We start from the raw sequence: 18991 nt of genomic DNA, 5'->3' as shown, positions 1-18991 counted from the left end.
AGTTCCCCTCTCCTTTCAGGAGAGGGTTAGGGAGAGGTTTATAATTTTAGAAAACCAGATTTTTTCTATCTAGCCTATGATTCATTACTGATAACGATAACGTGCTGAACGTGCATGTGCATCCAGGTTTTCCTGTTGCGCCAAGATATCGGCTGTTTTCGCTAAAGTTTTCACGCCTTCTTGCGAACACATGATCAGGCTGGAACGCTTCTGGAAATCATACACCCCGAGTGGTGATGAAAAACGCGCTGTGCCTGATGTTGGTAATACGTGGTTAGGACCGGCACAGTAATCACCAATCGCTTCAGGCGTATAACGTCCCATGAAGATGGCACCGGCATGGCGAATATTTTCCGACATTTTCTCAGCTTCATCCAGGCAAAGCTCTAAATGTTCTGGCGCGACCTGATTGATGAGGTCAATCGCTTCCTGACGATCTTTCACCAAAACCAATGCCCCACGGTTAGCAATTGAAGTACGAGCAATTTCAGCTTTTGGCAAAGCCGCCAAATGTTCTTCAATCGCCTGTTCAACGTCGTTTAAAAGCTGCTCATCTGGGGTGATAAAAATCGCTTGTGCAACTGTATCATGCTCAGCTTGTGACAATAAATCCATTGCCAGCCATTTCGCGTTATTCTGACCTTCTGCATATACCAAAATTTCGGATGGTCCTGCAATCATGTCAATACCGACTTGACCAAATACCGCACGTTTAGCTGCTGCTACGAAACGGTTACCTGGACCAGTAATTTTATCGACAGAGGGAATGGTTTCCGTACCATACGCTAATGCTGCAACTGCTTGCGCACCCCCAATGGTAAATACACGGTGCACACCAGCCAGATATGCCGCTGCCAATACTAGGGTATTGAGTTCACCATTTGGTGCCGGAACCACCATAATAATTTCAGGCACGCCTGCAACATGCGCAGGCACGGCATTCATCAATACAGAAGACGGATACGATGCCAAGCCACCCGGTACATAAATACCGACACGATCCAGCGGGGTAATTTTTTGCCCTAAGGTATTTCCCAAAGCATCGACATAGGTCCAACCATCCTGCTTTTGTGCTTGGTGGAATTCACGAATACGGTTTGCAGCCAATTCTAATGCTTCACGAACTTCTGTAGTTAAACCTTCAAAAGCCGTTTTAAGTTGTTCTTGAGTGAGTTCTAGATCAGAAAACTGATGCGCTGGATGTCGATCGAACTGTTGAGTGAGTTTAAGAACATGAGCATCCCCATGCAGACGTACGTCAGCAATGATTTGGTCTACGGTTTTTAAAAGTTCAGGATCACTAACTGTCTCAAAAGCCAACAAGTCCGCAAAGGCCTGTTTAAAGCTTTGATCTTGAGTCGATAAACGTCGCATCAATTTACCCACAAGGTTTAATAGGAAAACTTTAGTTTACCTTGTTTCCCAGACTTTGTGGGTATCTATCACGCATCTATTCACATAGTTTTATAGGAAATTACTTTGTGAATCATCGAATAAATCCGGGGCTTAAGCCATTATGATAAAAATGGGCATAAAAAAACCGCCACAGGATGACGGTTTTTCAAATGAGCATGCAGCGCTGCTTATTTTTTGCTTTCGCGTTCTTCCACTGCTTTTTCAAGCTGTGCCAGAATCGGATTAAGCAGTGCTTGTTTACGTTTGAAGCTGGCTTTATTTACAATTAAACGTGAAGATACTTTGCAGATTTCTTCCAAAGGCTCTAAACCATTGGCACGTAGGGTATTACCCGTATCGACCACGTCAACAATGTAATCACCCAAACCAACCAGTGGCGCAAGTTCCATCGAACCGTAAAGCTTAATCACATCGACTTGCTCGCCCAGGCTGGCATAGTATTGACGGGTAAGATTTACATATTTAGTGGCAATTTTTAAACGGCCTTTCGGACGAACCATACCGACTTTACCCGCTGTCATGAGTTTGCAGTTGGCAATTTTTAAGTCCAATGGTTCATATACATTTTGTGCGCCATGTTCCATCAGCACATCTTTACCTGCAACACCCAAATCCGCTGCACCATTTTCCACATAGGTCGGTACATCAGAAGCGCGTAAAATTAAAATACGGACCTGTTTATGGGTAGTTGGGAAAATCAATTTACGGGATTTATCCGGATCTTCCAGTAAATTAATTCCTGCTGTTTCTAGCAGAGGTAAAGTTTCTTTTAAAATACGTCCCTTACTTAATGCTAAAGTTAAACCATGATCAAAATTGCCCATAACATCAAAGTTTGGATCATCGTTTCTCATATCGCTCATTAACTTACTCGCTTAATTTGGGCACCTAAACCTTGTAACTTCGCTTCAACATCTTCATAACCGCGGTCAATATGATAAATACGGTCAATCAGGGTTTCACCTTCAGCAGCCAACGCAGCCAAAACCAAAGAGAAAGAAGCACGTAAATCTGTCGCCATTACAGGAGCAGCTGAAAGTTTTTCCACCCCTGTAACCACTGCATCGTTACCTTCAACCTGAATATTTGCGCCCATACGTGCCAATTCAGGTACATGCATAAAACGGTTTTCAAAAATCGTTTCGGAAATCGTAGCAAAGCCACGACCAATCGCGTTGACAGCCATAAGCTGAGCTTGCATATCAGTTGGGAATTCTGGATGTGGCAGGGTCTGGAAACTAACAGCTTTTGGACGTTTACCCATCATATCGAGTTCAATCCAGTCATCACCACGGGTCACTTCCGCACCCATTTCTTCAAACTTATCCAAAACGGCTTCAAGTAATGCCGGATCGGTATGAGTCGTTTTTACTTTACCACCAGTAATTGCCGCGGCAGCCAAATATGAACCTGTTTCAATACGGTCGGCAACTACAGCATATTCACAGCCATGTAAATGCTCAACACCGGTAACCACTAAAGTCTCGGTATCCAAACCTTCAATTTTCGCACCCATTTTAATCAGCATTTTTGCCAGATCAGTAATTTCAGGTTCACGAGCTGCATTACGGATAGTCGTGACGCCATCGGCTAATACTGCTGCCATCAGAATATTTTCAGTACCGCCAACAGTCACCATATCAAAGACCACTTCGCCACCTTTAAGACGACCATCGACTTTGGCATTAACATAACCGGCTTCAACTTCAATTTCAGCACCCAAAGCTTCTAATGCTTTAAGGTGTTGATCGACTGGGCGTGAACCAATGGCACATCCACCAGGAAGAGATACTTTTGCACTACCATAGCGCGCCAGTAACGGACCAAGCACCAAAATTGATGCACGCATGGTTTTGACCAGTTCATATGGGGCAAACTGATTATCTAATGTAGACGTATCCGCTTTAACGGTATCGCCTTCATAAGAAATTTGAACACCCAAACCAGCAATCAGTTTTACCAACGTGTTCACATCCTTAAGATTTGGAACATTGGTTAATGTGGTGGGAGTTTCAGGGAGAATCATTGCAGCAAGTAATGGAAGTGCTGCATTTTTTGCACCAGAAATACGCACTTCACCTTCGAGCTTAACACCGCCCTGAATTAAAAATTTATCCATCTAGTTCTAAGCTCCGAATAAGCTTGCTTTACGCCATTCTTCTTTGGTCATTGCACGAATAGTTACTGCATGTACTTCACCGCTGGCAATATATGAATTTAACGGAGCATAAACTGTCTGTTGGCGTGCCACCGGACGTTTGCCTTCAAATTGTTCATCTACAATGCGAAGATCAAATTTCCCGCCTTGCCCACTAACTGCAACTTCAGCCTCTGGAAAAGCAGCTTTTAAAATTTCAGTGAGCTGTTCACTATTCATCACAAAGACCTCTTATAGGACCAACGGTGTAAAAACCTGCCATTTTACTATAAATATGAAAAATAAATCATTAAGCTATAACATTTAATATATAAAAAAAGAGGTCATAAAAAACCTCTTTTTGTTCAGCAACAAAACTATGCCATTAAAGATGGGGATGCAACCTGCATTTTTCTATGCTTATGCAACTGTCTTTTAAGTTTTTCTGTTAATTTTTTTATTGATGTATACATATCATCAGCTGTTGCCTGTGCAAACAATTCTGCCCCCGGTACACGAATAATTGCTTCTGCAATATGATTCAAACTTCCTTTTCTTGATCGTTTATCTACTTGATGATCTTTGCTCAATTTCACCTGCATACTATTGACCTGATCTAAATGTTTGGTCATTTCAGCAAATTTTAAACGAATATTATCTTCAATTGCAGGGGTGATAGTTAAGTGATGACCACGAATTGTTATTTGCATAATTCTATCCCTCACCTTCTTTAGGATTAGTTAAAGTCGTAGCCGAAATGATCTGCTGACAGAACCTAGAATTCTGCAATTTACACTTTAAATCATTTCAACCACACCTTTAAAAGAAAAAAGATTCATTATGTTGTCATAATGAATCCTTAGAATAATCAGATTTTAAAAATTAGATCAAGACTTTTCGTTCAGAAGATGAAGGAATATGTAACGACTCTCGATATTTAGCGACAGTTCGACGTGCCACATCAATGCCATCTTGTTTTAACAAATTGGCAATAATATTGTCAGATAAAGGCTTGCGTGGATTTTCTTCGGAAATTAACTTTTTAATTTTTGCCCGAATCGCAATTGAAGATGCCTCCCCACCTGAAGTCGTTGCCACATGACTGGAAAAAAAATATTTCAGTTCAAACAAGCCGCGCGGGGTCAGCATGAATTTATTGGTCGTCACCCGAGAAACTGTAGATTCATGCAATTCCACCTCTTCCGCAATATCGCGCAGTACTAAAGGTTTCATCCCTTCAGCACCTATTTCCAAAAATCTTTTTTGATGTTCCACGATACAGGTGGCCACTTTTAATAAGGTTTTATGACGCTCATCGACACTTTTAATAAAATTTTTGGCATCCAGCATTTGATTGCGTAAATATTGATTATCGTTACTTTGATCTGCACGTTTAATCATACTGGCATAAAAAGAATTGACCCTTAATTTAGGCATAACATCCTGATTTAACTGCACTTGCCAATGATCATTCTTTTTCATGACCACTACATCGGGAATTTGATAATCAGAGTCTTTTTCTTCAAACTCCATTCCCGGATAAGCTTTTAAGGTCTTTAACAGATCAACTGCACATTTCAATTGTTCAGGATTCAAACCCGTTTGTTTGATCAATTTTGGCAATTCATTCGAAATCAATAATTCATAATGATTTAGTAAAGTTATCGCTTCATGACGATAAGCTTGATGTACAGGTAAACTTTCCAATTGTACCAATAAACATTCTGCCAGATTACGTGATGCTACACCTGGAGGATCCAGATGCTGAATATGTTTTAAGACAACAAGGACTTCATCATCTTCCACTTCATCCTCATAATCCATAGTTTCCAATAAATGCTGCACAGATGCCGTGATTTCAGCAATTTCAGCATCTAAAAAACCTTTTTCATCTAAAGAATCAACAATACAATGTGCTATCAGGCGATCTACAGCAGAAAAATGCAACAAATTGATTTGTTCAAGTATGTGTTCTTTTAGACCAAGATGTCCCTGACGGTTATCTTCACGCTCTTCATATTCAGGGGAACCAAGACTCGTCGGTTGATGGGTATAGACATCATCCCAATCAGTATCGACAGGTAAATCATCAGGAAGATGGTTGGCATTCAACTCATTGGTTAAATCTTTATTATCGCGTTCCTGATCTTGTAAGGTGGATAAACTTTCAATCGAAGATTGCTCTTCAACCTTCTCTAGTAAGGGATTACTATCAAGTTGAATCTGAATTTCTTGCTCTAGTTCAAGACTAGAAAGTTGAAGCAAACGAATGGCTTGTTGTAACTGCGGTGTCAGTGACAAGGAGTTTGCAACTTTTAATCCAACCGATAACTTCATATTACCCTACTCTTTTTAACTGCTATTTATGAAAACACATCTTGCAAGCAATTTTTGTGCCGTTTTAATTTTTATATCATAGATACACATAAAAAATATACAAATTTAAAATTTTTTAATTATATTTTCGATAAAATACTCACGAAATATTAATAAATATTTTTATAAATTAATAACTTACTCAAAGGAGGAAATCTAATTATCTAAATAGCAGAAAAATCAATTCCGTTAAAGAATCTAATTTCATTCATCATCAAATAATAATTTTAAGGTTTTAATAATCCAGGCAAAAAAAAAAGCCCCTGCACTTGGCAGGGGCTTTTGAATAATGAGCTGGCGATGACTTACTCTCACATGGGTAATCCCACACTACCATCAGCGCTAAGAGGTTTCACTTCTGAGTTCGGGAAGGGATCAGGTGGTTCACTCTTGCTATGGTCGCCAGCACAACTGTTTATGACTTTGCGTTTGGTCTTATTTAGATGCCAATGCTTGGTCAAATAGAATTCATTAACAGGTATATCTGAGCTGTCGTATTTTGTTCTTTAGCGTTCACTAAATCAAGCTGTTTTGCTGAATATCGAATTAATTGATGCTTTATACAACAACTGTTTGGGTGTTGTATAGTCAAGCCTCACGAGCAATTAGTATTGGTCAGCTTCACATATCACTATGCTTCCACATCCAACCTATCAACGTCGTAGTCTTCAACGGCTCTTTAGGAGACATAAAGTCTCGGGGAAATCTTATCTTGAGGTAGGCTTCCCGCTTAGATGCTTTCAGCGGTTATCCCTTCCGAACATAGCTACCCGGCGATGCGACTGGCGTCACAACCGGTACACCAGAGGTTCGTCCACTCTGGTCCTCTCGTACTAGGAGCAGATCCTCTCAAATTTCCAACGCCCACGGTAGATAGGGACCGAACTGTCTCACGACGTTCTAAACCCAGCTCGCGTACCTCTTTAAATGGCGAACAGCCATACCCTTGGGACCTGCTTCAGCCCCAGGATGAGATGAGCCGACATCGAGGTGCCAAACACCGCCGTCGATATGAACTCTTGGGCGGTATCAGCCTGTTATCCCCAGAGTACCTTTTATCCGTTGAGCGATGGCCCTTCCATACAGAACCACCGGATCACTAAGACCTACTTTCGTACCTGCTCGACTTGTGGGTCTCGCAGTTAAGCGCGCTTTTGCCTTTATACTCTACGCGTGATTTCCGACCACGCTGAGCGCACCTTCGTACTCCTCCGTTACTCTTTAGGAGGAGACCGCCCCAGTCAAACTACCCACCAGACATGGTCCTCGTCCCGGATAACGGGACAGAGTTAGAACCTCAATATTACCAGGGTGGTATTTCAAGATTGGCTCCACTAGGACTAGCGTCCCAGCTTCAAAGCCTCCCACCTATCCTACACAAGTAAGATCAAAGTTCAATGTCAAGCTGCAGTAAAGGTTCACGGGGTCTTTCCGTCTAGCCGCGGGTACACCGCATCTTCACGGCGATTTCGATTTCACTGAGCCTCTGCTGGAGACAGCGCCCCCATCATTATGCCATTCGTGCAGGTCGGAACTTACCCGACAAGGAATTTCGCTACCTTAGGACCGTTATAGTTACGGCCGCCGTTTACTGGGGCTTCGATCAAGAGCTTCGCTTACGCTAACCCCATCAATTAACCTTCCAGCACCGGGCAGGCATCACACCCTATACGTCCACTTTCGTGTTTGCAGAGTGCTATGTTTTTAATAAACAGTTGCAGGGGCCTGGTTTCTGTGGCTGCTCTCAGCTCAGGAAGCAAGTTCCATCACCAAAAGCAGCGTACCTTCTCCCGAAGTTACGGTACCATTTTGCCTAGTTCCTTCAGCAGAGTTCTCTCAAGCGCTTTGGTCTACTCGACCTGACCACCTGTGTCGGTTTCGGGTACGATTCCAGTGTAACTGAAGCTTAGAGACTTTTCCTGGAAGTATGGTATCAGCCACTTCACTGTACAAGTACAGCTTGCTATCAGATCTCAGCATAGAGCACCCCGGATTTGCCTAAGATGCATGCCTACTTCCTTCCACCTGGACAACCAACGCCAGGCTGACTTAACCTTCTCCGTCCTCTCATCGCATTACACTGAAGTATTGGAATATTAACCAATTTCCCATCGACTACGCCTTTCGGCCTCGCCTTAGGGGTCGACTCACCCAGCCCCGATTAACGTTGGACTGGAACCCTTGGTCTTTCAGCGAGCGGGTTTTTCACCCGCTTTGTCGTTACTCACGTCAGCATTCGCACTTCTGATACCTCCAGCAGACTTCTCAATCCACCTTCATCGGCTTACAGAACGCTCCCCTACCACGTATACAAAGTATACATCCGCAGCTTCGGCACATAGTTTTAGCCCCGTTACATCTTCCGCGCAGGCCGACTCGACTAGTGAGCTATTACGCTTTCTTTAAAGGGTGGCTGCTTCTAAGCCAACCTCCTAGCTGTCTATGCCTTCCCACATCGTTTCCCACTTAACTATGATTTTGGGGCCTTAGCTGGCGGTCTGGATTGTTTTCCTCTTGACTACGGACGTTAGCACCCGCAGTCTGTCTCCCGGATAGTACTCATTGGTATTCGGAGTTTGCATCGGTTTGGTAAGTCGGGATGACCCCCTAGCCGAAACAGTGCTCTACCCCCAATGGTATTCGTCCGAGGCGCTACCTAAATAGCTTTCGGGGAGAACCAGCTATCACCGAGTTTGATTAGCCTTTCACCCCTATCCACAAGTCATCCCCTGGCTTTTCAACGACAGTGGGTTCGGTCCTCCAGTCAGTGTTACCTAACCTTCAACCTGCTCATGGATAGATCACCCGGTTTCGGGTCTATACCCAGCAACTAAACGCCCTATTAAGACTCGATTTCTCTACGGCTCCCCTATTCGGTTAACCTCGCTACTGAATATAAGTCGCTGACCCATTATACAAAAGGTACGCAGTCACCGAACAAGTCGGCTCCCACTGCTTGTATGCATGCGGTTTCAGGATCTATTTCACTCCCCTCACAGGGGTTCTTTTCGCCTTTCCCTCACGGTACTGGTTCACTATCGGTCAGTCAGGAGTATTTAGCCTTGGAGGATGGTCCCCCCATATTCAGACAAGGTTTCACGTGCCTCGCCCTACTCGACATCATCATATAAGCCCTTTCGTGTACAGGACTATCACCTACTATGGTTGCACTTCCCAGAGCATTCCACTAAAGCTTATATGACTTAATGGGCTTTTCCCCGTTCGCTCGCCGCTACTGAGGGAATCTCAATTGATTTCTTTTCCTAAGGGTACTGAGATGTTTCACTTCCCCTCGTTCGCCTCGTAACACTATGTATTCATGTTACGATACCTACCTTATGGTAAGTGGGTTTCCCCATTCAGAAATCTCCGGATCACAGGATATTTGCCGCCTCCCCGGAGCTTATCGCAGGCTATTACGTCTTTCATCGCCTCTGACTGCCAAGGCATCCACCACATGCACTTAATTACTTGACTATACAACCCCAAACAGTCGTTCATCCCTACAAGTAGGATGAGCAACAGATTATGATGATCTCTCATCACTCTCTTACAGTTGGCGTTTGTGCACTTAAACACTGTACAGCTTCAATTAGATTCATATACCAAAACGCTTGATTCAGTTTAATCGCTAGTAACTCATTTCTTAATCTTCATCAATCAGTCATAAATGACTGCTAATGTCGATTTCAAAACGAGTATGAACAATTTATTTCAACTCAAATATATTCTGTTAATGATTTTTCTCGTCTTCGTCAGATCGAGAAACTGTGATAAATCACAGAGGTTAATAACAATGCCGCGCATTATACGCCGCTTTCTTACTAAGCTCTATAAGCTATCTAACCGTTTGCTTATTATGCATCCGAAGATACATGGTGGAGACTAGGAGAGTCGAACTCCTGACCTCCTGCGTGCAAAGCAGGCGCTCTACCAACTAAGCTAAGTCCCCAGCTTATCAATAAGTCAATGTTTCTGATTTTCCGTACTTCGTCAGTAGTGGTGGGTCTGACAAGACTTGAACTTGTGACCCCACGCTTATCAAGCGTGTGCTCTAACCAACTGAGCTACAGACCCTCAGATACATCGTCATGAAGAACAACTTGTTGTGGATTCTTACCGATCGTCAATCTTTCGTTAAGGAGGTGATCCAGCCGCAGGTTCCCCTACGGCTACCTTGTTACGACTTCACCCCAGTCATCGGCCACACCGTGGTAAGCGTCCTCCTTACGGTTAGACTACCTACTTCTGGTGCAACAAACTCCCATGGTGTGACGGGCGGTGTGTACAAGGCCCGGGAACGTATTCACCGCGGCATTCTGATCCGCGATTACTAGCGATTCCGACTTCATGGAGTCGAGTTGCAGACTCCAATCCGGACTACGATCGGCTTTTTGAGATTAGCATCCTATCGCTAGGTAGCAACCCTTTGTACCGACCATTGTAGCACGTGTGTAGCCCTGGTCGTAAGGGCCATGATGACTTGACGTCGTCCCCGCCTTCCTCCAGTTTGTCACTGGCAGTATCCTTAAAGTTCCCGGCTTAACCCGCTGGCAAATAAGGAAAAGGGTTGCGCTCGTTGCGGGACTTAACCCAACATCTCACGACACGAGCTGACGACAGCCATGCAGCACCTGTATGTAAGTTCCCGAAGGCACCAATCCATCTCTGGAAAGTTCTTACTATGTCAAGACCAGGTAAGGTTCTTCGCGTTGCATCGAATTAAACCACATGCTCCACCGCTTGTGCGGGCCCCCGTCAATTCATTTGAGTTTTAGTCTTGCGACCGTACTCCCCAGGCGGTCTACTTATCGCGTTAGCTGCGCCACTAAAGCCTCAAAGGCCCCAACGGCTAGTAGACATCGTTTACGGCATGGACTACCAGGGTATCTAATCCTGTTTGCTCCCCATGCTTTCGTACCTCAGCGTCAGTATTAGGCCAGATGGCTGCCTTCGCCATCGGTATTCCTCCAGATCTCTACGCATTTCACCGCTACACCTGGAATTCTACCATCCTCTCCCATACTCTAGCTTCCCAGTATCGAATGCAATTCCTAAGTTAAGCTCAGGGATTTCACATCCGACTTAAAAAGCCGCCTACGCACGCTTTACGCCCAGTAAATCCGATTAACGCTCGCACCCTCTGTATTACCGCGGCTGCTGGCACAGAGTTAGCCGGTGCTTATTCTGCGAGTAACGTCCACTATCCCTAGGTATTAACTAGAGTAGCCTCCTCCTCGCTTAAAGTGCTTTACAACCAAAAGGCCTTCTTCACACACGCGGCATGGCTGGATCAGGGTTCCCCCCATTGTCCAATATTCCCCACTGCTGCCTCCCGTAGGAGTCTGGGCCGTGTCTCAGTCCCAGTGTGGCGGATCATCCTCTCAGACCCGCTACAGATCGTCGCCTTGGTAGGCCTTTACCCCACCAACTAGCTAATCCGACTTAGGCTCATCTATTAGCGCAAGGTCCGAAGATCCCCTGCTTTCCCCCGTAGGGCGTATGCGGTATTAGCATTCCTTTCGAAATGTTGTCCCCCACTAATAGGCAGATTCCTAAGCATTACTCACCCGTCCGCCGCTAGGTTGTATAGCAAGCTATACTTCCCCGCTCGACTTGCATGTGTTAAGCCTGCCGCCAGCGTTCAATCTGAGCCATGATCAAACTCTTCAGTTTAAAATCAGTAGTAGCTTAAAGGCTACCAATCTTGGCTCATCAATTTTCTGACAAATATTTCTCAAATAAACTTCGAGTAATTTCTACCATTCAATCAATGAAAATAATTTCGATCAATCAACCAGTAAAAATCCACACAAGTTGTTCTTCATAATCTCTTAATGATCTTCTTACTGGTTCGTCACCAGCAAGCTAGGTCGGCTATATTACACTAGATATTCTCAGTGTCAATCAGTAATTCAAATTATTTTAAACTTTCTTTCCAAAACCTAACTCAATCAATTTTAACTAAGTTGCTGTTTTATCAGAAGTTTTAATCTTCATCACCGCCGATGGATGTGCATTCTACAGCATTTTAATGCGCTTGCAACTCCTTTTTTTAAATAACTCAACAAAAATATCACGACTGTTTACTTATTATACAAAATGGAGTGATTTTTTATTTTTAAGTTTAAATTAACAACGCTTTTCTGCTTAACACCCAAAAAAGCAAAGCCCATAATTTTTGCATCCATAACATTTAATGAATTATTTCATCCTTCTTTTTTTATATTCCTATGAACTCATTTAATTCTTAAATTATAGCCAGCACTTAAATACAGCTTATTTAGACAAAAGAATAATCAAAGCAAAAAAGTATGACCTAATTTAAAAATAGAATTACTTATCCATCAACTCCACATAAGAAAGTATTTTAATTTTGAGATTTCTATTTTGTTGAATGCAATTCAATCTAGATTTCAAATAAGATCGCCACCTCAATTGGTGCTATACACCGAGTAAGAGCAATCACATTACTTTTAAGCTGTAGACCACAAAGATTCAATATTGCTCAAGCCATATTGAATGTTGAATGTTGAATGTTGAATGTTGAATGTTGAATGTTGAATGTTATTATCAAATTTCAGGCATAAAAAAACCGCATTTAAGCGGATCATTTATTTTTAAGTTTAGACTTAAAATGGTCGGAGCAGTAGGATTCGAACCTACGACCCTCTGGTCCCAAACCAGATGCGCTACCAAGCTGCGCCATACTCCGAAATTGGGGTGAATGATGGGATTCGAACCCACGACAACCGGAATCACAATCCGGGGCTCTACCAACTGAGCTACATCCACCGTTACAACATTTTGGTTCTACAATACCAGACTACCAAATGGCGCGCCTGACAGGATTCGAACCTGTGACCATCCGCTTAGAAGGCGGATGCTCTATCCAACTGAGCTACAGGCGCATGACCGATGATATTACTATCATGCGATGCTTGCCTTGAAGAATTGGTCGGAGCAGTAGGATTCGAACCTACGACCCTCTGGTCCCAAACCAGATGCGCTACCAAGCTGCGCCATACTCCGTTCATCTCAGCTTTTAGTGTATCGCACATCGTGCGGTACGGGGTGCATTTTAGGCGTGACGCCAAGAGACGTCAACACCTATATTCAAAAAAACTCAAAAAATCACTTCAACCGCTTATTTATCAAGCATTTTAGGTATTTTTTGATCAAAATTAACGTTTTAGACTCGCACTAAAGCTTAACATTCGATCAAGTGGCAATTTAGCGCGTTCTGCAAGTACAGGATCAACGTGTATTTCTTGATCACCCTTTTGTAAAACCTCTAAAATTCCATCGAGTTCATTCATGGCCATCCACGGGCAATGTGCACATGAACGACAAGTTGCTCCCTCACCTGCTGTCGGCGCTTCGATTAATATCTTGTTTGGAACGGCTTGTTGCATTTTATAGAAAATACCGCGGTCGGTTGCAACGATTAAACGTTCATTCGGAAGGGTTTGTGCTGCTTTAATCAGTTGCGAGGTACTTCCCACAGCATCGGCAATATCCACCACTGACTCTGGTGATTCCGGATGGACCAAAACAGCTGCATCCGGATACAATGCTTTCATATTGGCAATACCACGTGCACGAAATTCTTCATGCACAATACAGGCACCATCCCAAAGCAACATGTCTGCACCAGTTTTCTTCTGGATATAGCGTCCTAGATGCTGGTCCGGTGCCCAAATAATCTTTTCACCCAAGCTATCCAGATGTTCAATAATTTCCACAGCACAACTTGAGGTTACTACCCAGTCTGCGCGTGCTTTAACAGCAGCAGATGTATTGGCATAGACCACGACAGTGTGATCCGGATGTGCATTGCAAAACGCAGTAAATTCGTCGACTGGACAGCCCAAATCCAGCGAACAGGTCGCTTCCAGGGTTGGCATAAGTACGGTTTTTTCAGGAGAAAGAATTTTTGCTGTTTCCCCCATGAATTTCACCCCAGCGACCACCAAGGTTTTGGCAGGATGGTCACGACCAAAACGTGCCATTTCAAGGGAATCAGAAACACAACCGCCAGACAATTCAGCAATCTCTTGCACTTCAGGATCACAATAGTAGTGAGCAACAAGAACTGCATCGCGTTTTTTGAGTTCTGCCAGAATTTGTGCAAACTTCTCCTGTTTGACCTCATCACTTAAATGAATATCTTTAGGTTCGCCTAAACGATCTAAATGCGCCTGCACAATCGATTTTGCGTCATTGGCAATTAAATTGGTCGCATCATTCATAACAACGTCTTCTCTATCTTCATGCTTGCCCTAACACAAGCGTACTCAAGTCACTGATGATATGGGGGCAATTTGCTCATTCACCAGCCCTTTGCCGATTGATTGAATGCTAAAAAAGCCTCACAACGGAGGCTTTGTCACTCAATTTGAATTTTACGAACGGTAATCCGCGTTAATCTTGACATAGTCATAAGACAGATCACAGGTATAAACAGTATCTTTTGCCTGACCTCGTCCCAAATCGACCCGAATGGTCAATTCAGCCTGAGACATCACGCGTGCACCAGCTTCTTCCGTATAGTCCGCTGCCGCACCACCATCTTTACAGATTTGTACATCATCTAACCAAACTTGGATTTTTTCAACATCTAAGTTTTTAACCCCTGCATAACCAATCGCGGCCAGAATACGTCCCCAGTTCGGATCTGAGGCGAAAATTGCAGTTTTTACCAGTGGAGAATGGGCAATACTATACGCCACATCGCAACATTCCTGGGTATCTGCTCCACCTTCAACTGCAACAGTAATGAATTTGGTCGCCCCTTCTCCATCACGCACAATCAGTTGAGCCAAGCGTTTCATCACACGGGTCAAAACATCCAGAACTACTGCATAACGAGCATCATCAGTTGAGGTGATTTCAGTACCGCCTGCTTGACCTGTCGCCACAAAAATACAGGAGTCGTTGGTTGAAGTGTCACCATCTACGGTAATACGGTTAAATGAAACATTCACCGTGGTTTTTAATAGCTGCTGTACCAGTTCACGGCTGATGGGTGCATCGGTCGCAACATAGCTGAGCATGGTCGCCATATTTGGACGAATCATGCCGGCACCCTTAGAAATACCGGTCATGGTATAAGTCACGCCATCCATTTCAAACTGTTCTGATGCCCCTTTAGGCAGTGTGTCCGTGGTCATGATACCTGTTGCCGCATCTAACCAAGCATCTTCCTTTAAAGAGTCTAAAGCAGGCTGCAAGCCATTCATCAAGCGTTCAATCGGCAACTGCTCGCCAATCACACCGGTTGAAAAAGGTAAAATTTCGCTAGCAGCTACGCCGGCAAGTTCAGCCAGTTTGGCACAAGTCGCCTGAGCATTCGCCATACCAATTTTACCAGTCCCAGCATTGGCATTCCCGGTATTTATGACCAGATAACGTGGATTACCTACTTGCAAATGGGCTTTACACACATGTACCGGTGCTGCGCAGAATGCATTTTGAGTAAATACACCGGCCACATTTGAACCTTCAGCAAATTCAAAAATAACGAGGTCACGTCGGTTCTGATAGCGTACATATGCTGCAGCTGAACCAATTTTTACACCTTTAACCACATGCATCTGTGGCATTGTTAAGTCACCCACCGCCATTTTTAAACTTCCAAATAAGTTCGTGATAAAAAGACAGCTTAGTAGAAATTCAGTAAAAAATCGAGCAGAACACTTTGTTTGATTTATTTTTTATCAGTTTGACATTTTCAGGCACAAAAAAACCAGTCCGCAGACTGGTTTTAGCAATATATTAGATTTAGTTGGAAGCTAACTGAGCCGATTCTGACAACAGTGCCTGCTTGGCTTTTTCCTGACTTGCCGCAGATAAAGCCGGGTTTGATGCCACAATGCGGTTTGCATTCGCTGCATTTGCAGGAGTGATTGCTGTAGTTTTTAGCACTACTGGACGTTGCTGCGGATTCGCAAAAGTATAGCGAATTCCGGTACGTGGACTCATAACCGTAGTGTTTTCATCTTTCACAGCATTTGTCGCTGTATTTTTTGATGACTCATTTGCAAAAGCCAAACCTGGAATAACTAAAGCTAAAATCATCAATGATTGTAATACTTTTTTCATTATCTTTTCCGCTACTCAATATTCATCAATATGCACTAAATACCACTTAATTTAGTGCTCTGCAAACATATTCACATCTTGCAAAAATAAACTCTTATTTTGTTGCAATAAAAAAACCACTTTATCGATTCAAATCCGGAGGGAAATAAATATATAAAGTGGCTGAATGCTTAAGATAAAAATTAAATTTTACCGTGACATTGCTTGTATTTTAAACCTGAACCGCATGGACAAGGCGAATTACGGCTTGCAGGCGGTGCAAATGTCTGCTCAGCAGGACTAAAGCCTGACTCAACTTCTACAGTTTCAGTACCGGTTAAATCGGCGGCTAACAAATTATCAAATTCTGCATGAGTCAGATTCAACTTCATTGCTTCTGCTTGAGCCTGTTGCTGTGCTTCCATTTCAGCCAGTTCTTCAGCTGTAGGAACATGTACACGTGAAAGATCTGTAATTACATCGGATTTAATGACAGCCAGCATGTTTACAAACAGGTTAAAGGCTTCTTTCTTGTATTCCTGTTCAGGGTTCTTTTGTGCATAACCACGCAAGTGAATACCCTGACGCAAGTAATCCATAGCTGCAAGATGATCTTTCCAGTGGCGATCCAAAGCACTCAACATAAAGTGACGTTCCAGCATGGCTGCTGATTCATCCCCCATTTGTTCACGGCGAGTGCGATAGCGTGTAACAATTTCGTCAGAAATACGTTCTACCAACGCCTCTTCATCTAAACGACGGTCTTCTTCCAGCCATTGATTGACCGGTAAATCAATACCGAGCTCTTCACGCAATGCACGTTCCAGACCATCGATATCCCATTGGTCATGAATCGATTCGGGTGGAATGTAGTTAGCAATCACGCCCTTCACGACTTCATGATGCATTTCCTCAATGTAATCTTGTAGCGTACTTTCAGCAAGCACTTCATCACGTTGTGAATAGATGATTTTACGCTGTTCGTTATTCACGTCATCGTATTTCAACAGGTTCTTACGAATGTCGAAGTTACGTGCTTCTACCTTACGTTGTGCATTTTCAATCGAACGCGACACCATCTTATGTTCGATGGCTTCATCTTCCTGCAAGCCCATCGCACGCATCATCGCAACCACACGATCACCAGCGAAGATACGCATCAGGTCATCTTCAAGCGACAGGTAGAAACGTGAAACACCCGGGTCACCCTGACGACCGGCACGACCACGCAACTGGTTATCGATACGACGTGATTCATGACGTTCTGAACCAATGATATGCAAGCCGCCAGAGGCCAATACCATTTCATGGCTTTGTTCCCATTCGGCTTTTAAGCGTGCTTCATCTTCAGGGGTTGGATTTTCAATTTTAGCAAGTTTGGCTTTCCAGTTACCGCCCAGCAAGATGTCGGTACCACGACCGGCCATGTTGGTTGCAATGGTCACAGCACGCGGTGAACCCGCCTGGGCAATAATGTCTGCTTCCCGTTCATGCTGCTTCGCGTTCAACACCTCATGTGCAATACCCGCTTCTTTCAATTTTTCAGAAAGAATTTCAGAAGCTTCAATGGTTGCTGTACCAATCAGGATTGGTGCAACACCATCTTCATGCACCCGCTGAATTTCTTGAATAATGGCATTGTATTTACCATTACGGTTTAAATAAATGAGATCGTTTTCATCTTTACGGATCATTGGTCGATGGGTTGGAATAAGCACTACATCCAGACCATAAATTTCTTTCATCTCCGCAGCTTCGGTATCGGCTGTACCGGTCATACCAGAAAGCTTCTTATAAAGGCGGAAATAGTTCTGGAAAGTGGTGGTTGCCAAAGTCTGGTTTTCAGGCTGGATTTCCAGACCTTCCTTCGCTTCAACCGCTTGATGCAAACCTTCTGACCAACGACGACCCGGCATGGTACGACCGGTATTTTCATCCACAATGATGACTTCACCATCATGAATGATGTAATGCACGTTACGCTGATAAAGGAAATGGGCACGAATTGCTGCAGCAACATGATGAACCAGGTTCAGGTTAGAGGGTGAATACAAGCTTTCACCTTCAGCGAGCAACCCCATCTGAATCAACTGGTCTTCTACAGCTTCATAACCCACTTCAGTCATTTCAACCTGACGCTGTTTTTCATCAATCCAGAAATGACCGCCATCCGGCACTTTTTCTTCTTTTTGCGCATGAAGTTTTGGCGGGATGCTGTTGATTGCAGCATAAAGCTGAGACGAGTCATCACTTTGACCCGAGATAATCAACGGTGTACGCGCTTCATCGATCAGGATCGAATCGACCTCATCGATAATGGCATAGGTTAAGCCACGTTGTTTCTTCTCGGCCAGAGAGAACACCATGTTGTCACGAAGATAGTCAAAACCGAATTCGTTATTGGTACCGTAAGTAATATCGGCACGATAGGCTTCAGCTTTCTCTGTTGGATCTTGCATGGAATAAATGATGCCAATGCTCAGACCCAAGAATTCGAATAAGGGACGGTTTAACTCGGCATCACGCTGCGCCAAATAATCATTTACGGTAATGACATGAACGCCTTCACCGCTAATCGCATTCAGATAACAGGCCAAGGTTCCCATCAGGGTTTTACCTTCACCGGTACGCATTTCTGCAATTTTACCTTCGTGAAGTGTAATACCACCAATCAGCTGAACATCGTAGTGGCGCATTCCCATGATCCGCTTTGCCGCTTCACGACAAACAGCAAATGCTTCAGGCAATAATTTATCCAGGCTTTCGCCCTTATTATATCGTTGTTTGAATTCTTCAGTTTTTGCAGATAAGTCTGCATCGCTTAGTGCAGATATCGTCGGCTCGAGCGCATTAATCTTGTCTACGATTTTACGCATGCGTTTGAGTTCGCGCTCATTTTTGGTACCGAAGATTCCTCCGATCAGACTTGCCAACATGAATAGACTCTCTAAATCTTGCTTGTCGAATGAATAAATTTTT

10 protein-coding genes, 6 tRNA genes and 3 rRNA genes are annotated in these 18991 nt (G+C 43.7%); all 19 read right to left on the bottom strand.

Annotated features, from left to right (window positions below; genetic code table 11):
• Positions 1–84: 84 nt before the first annotated feature.
• The 19 genes from hisD to secA all read right to left on the bottom strand — a co-directional run bounded on the left by hisD (position 85) and on the right by secA (position 18948).
• Positions 85–1386 (bottom strand): histidinol dehydrogenase, encoded by a 1302-nt coding sequence (gene hisD / locus ABJ384_RS03055; RefSeq protein ID WP_349928773.1) that lies wholly within the window; start codon positions 1384–1386, stop codon positions 85–87.
• A 197-nt stretch (positions 1387–1583) separates the two neighbouring features.
• Positions 1584–2279, bottom strand: a complete 696-nt coding sequence (gene hisG, locus ABJ384_RS03050; protein WP_086197705.1) for an ATP phosphoribosyltransferase — start codon at positions 2277–2279, stop codon at positions 1584–1586.
• Positions 2279–3535: a UDP-N-acetylglucosamine 1-carboxyvinyltransferase gene (gene murA, locus ABJ384_RS03045; protein WP_166171032.1), complete on the bottom strand. Its 1257-nt coding sequence runs from the start codon at positions 3533–3535 to the stop codon at positions 2279–2281. The genes hisG and murA overlap by 1 nt, the downstream gene beginning before the upstream one ends.
• Before the next feature lie 6 nt (positions 3536–3541).
• Positions 3542–3793 (bottom strand): BolA family iron metabolism protein IbaG, encoded by a 252-nt coding sequence (gene ibaG, locus ABJ384_RS03040; protein ID WP_004650949.1) that lies wholly within the window; start codon positions 3791–3793, stop codon positions 3542–3544.
• Between the two features lie 137 nt (positions 3794–3930).
• The gene (raiA, locus tag ABJ384_RS03035; protein ID WP_086197707.1) at positions 3931–4263 is read right to left on the bottom strand and encodes a ribosome-associated translation inhibitor RaiA; all 333 of its coding nucleotides are present in this window, start codon (positions 4261–4263) and stop codon (positions 3931–3933) included.
• Between the two features lie 172 nt (positions 4264–4435).
• The gene (locus tag ABJ384_RS03030; RefSeq protein WP_180042537.1) at positions 4436–5890 is read right to left on the bottom strand and encodes an RNA polymerase factor sigma-54; all 1455 of its coding nucleotides are present in this window, start codon (positions 5888–5890) and stop codon (positions 4436–4438) included.
• A 331-nt stretch (positions 5891–6221) separates the two neighbouring features.
• A 5S ribosomal RNA gene (gene rrf, locus ABJ384_RS03025) occupies positions 6222–6336 on the bottom strand.
• A gap of 177 nt (positions 6337–6513) precedes the next feature.
• Positions 6514–9406: ribosomal RNA gene (locus ABJ384_RS03020) — 23S ribosomal RNA — on the bottom strand.
• 399 nt (positions 9407–9805) lie between these two features.
• Positions 9806–9881 (bottom strand) — tRNA-Ala (locus ABJ384_RS03015).
• A 48-nt stretch (positions 9882–9929) separates the two neighbouring features.
• Positions 9930–10006: transfer RNA gene (locus tag ABJ384_RS03010), tRNA-Ile, on the bottom strand.
• A 61-nt stretch (positions 10007–10067) separates the two neighbouring features.
• Positions 10068–11605: ribosomal RNA gene (locus ABJ384_RS03005) — 16S ribosomal RNA — on the bottom strand.
• The 16S, 23S and 5S rRNA genes sit together here with 2 tRNA genes alongside, the layout of an rRNA operon.
• A 962-nt stretch (positions 11606–12567) precedes the next feature.
• Positions 12568–12644: transfer RNA gene (locus tag ABJ384_RS03000), tRNA-Pro, on the bottom strand.
• A 4-nt stretch (positions 12645–12648) separates the two neighbouring features.
• Positions 12649–12724, bottom strand: a tRNA-His gene (locus tag ABJ384_RS02995).
• Between the two features lie 39 nt (positions 12725–12763).
• Positions 12764–12840 (bottom strand) — tRNA-Arg (locus tag ABJ384_RS02990).
• A 44-nt stretch (positions 12841–12884) separates the two neighbouring features.
• Positions 12885–12961: transfer RNA gene (locus ABJ384_RS02985), tRNA-Pro, on the bottom strand.
• A gap of 152 nt (positions 12962–13113) precedes the next feature.
• Positions 13114–14181, bottom strand: a complete 1068-nt coding sequence (nadA, locus tag ABJ384_RS02980) for a quinolinate synthase NadA (RefSeq protein ID WP_349928772.1) — start codon at positions 14179–14181, stop codon at positions 13114–13116.
• 153 nt (positions 14182–14334) lie between these two features.
• Positions 14335–15555: a bifunctional glutamate N-acetyltransferase/amino-acid acetyltransferase ArgJ gene (argJ, locus tag ABJ384_RS02975; RefSeq protein WP_349928771.1), complete on the bottom strand. Its 1221-nt coding sequence runs from the start codon at positions 15553–15555 to the stop codon at positions 14335–14337.
• Positions 15556–15712: 157 nt separating this feature from the next.
• Positions 15713–16033, bottom strand: a complete 321-nt coding sequence (locus ABJ384_RS02970) for a hypothetical protein (RefSeq protein WP_349928769.1) — start codon at positions 16031–16033, stop codon at positions 15713–15715.
• Between the two features lie 182 nt (positions 16034–16215).
• Complete coding sequence (gene secA / locus ABJ384_RS02965) at positions 16216–18948, bottom strand: preprotein translocase subunit SecA (protein WP_349928768.1); 2733 nt, start codon at positions 18946–18948, stop codon at positions 16216–16218.
• Positions 18949–18991: the final 43 nt, after the last annotated feature.

It is taken from the genome of Acinetobacter sp. A1-4-2, assembly GCF_040233925.1.
Taxonomy (GTDB): Bacteria; Pseudomonadota; Gammaproteobacteria; order Pseudomonadales; family Moraxellaceae; genus Acinetobacter.
The sequence above is the reverse complement of the archived record's forward strand: the minus strand, read 5'-3'. Positions and strand labels throughout refer to the sequence as shown.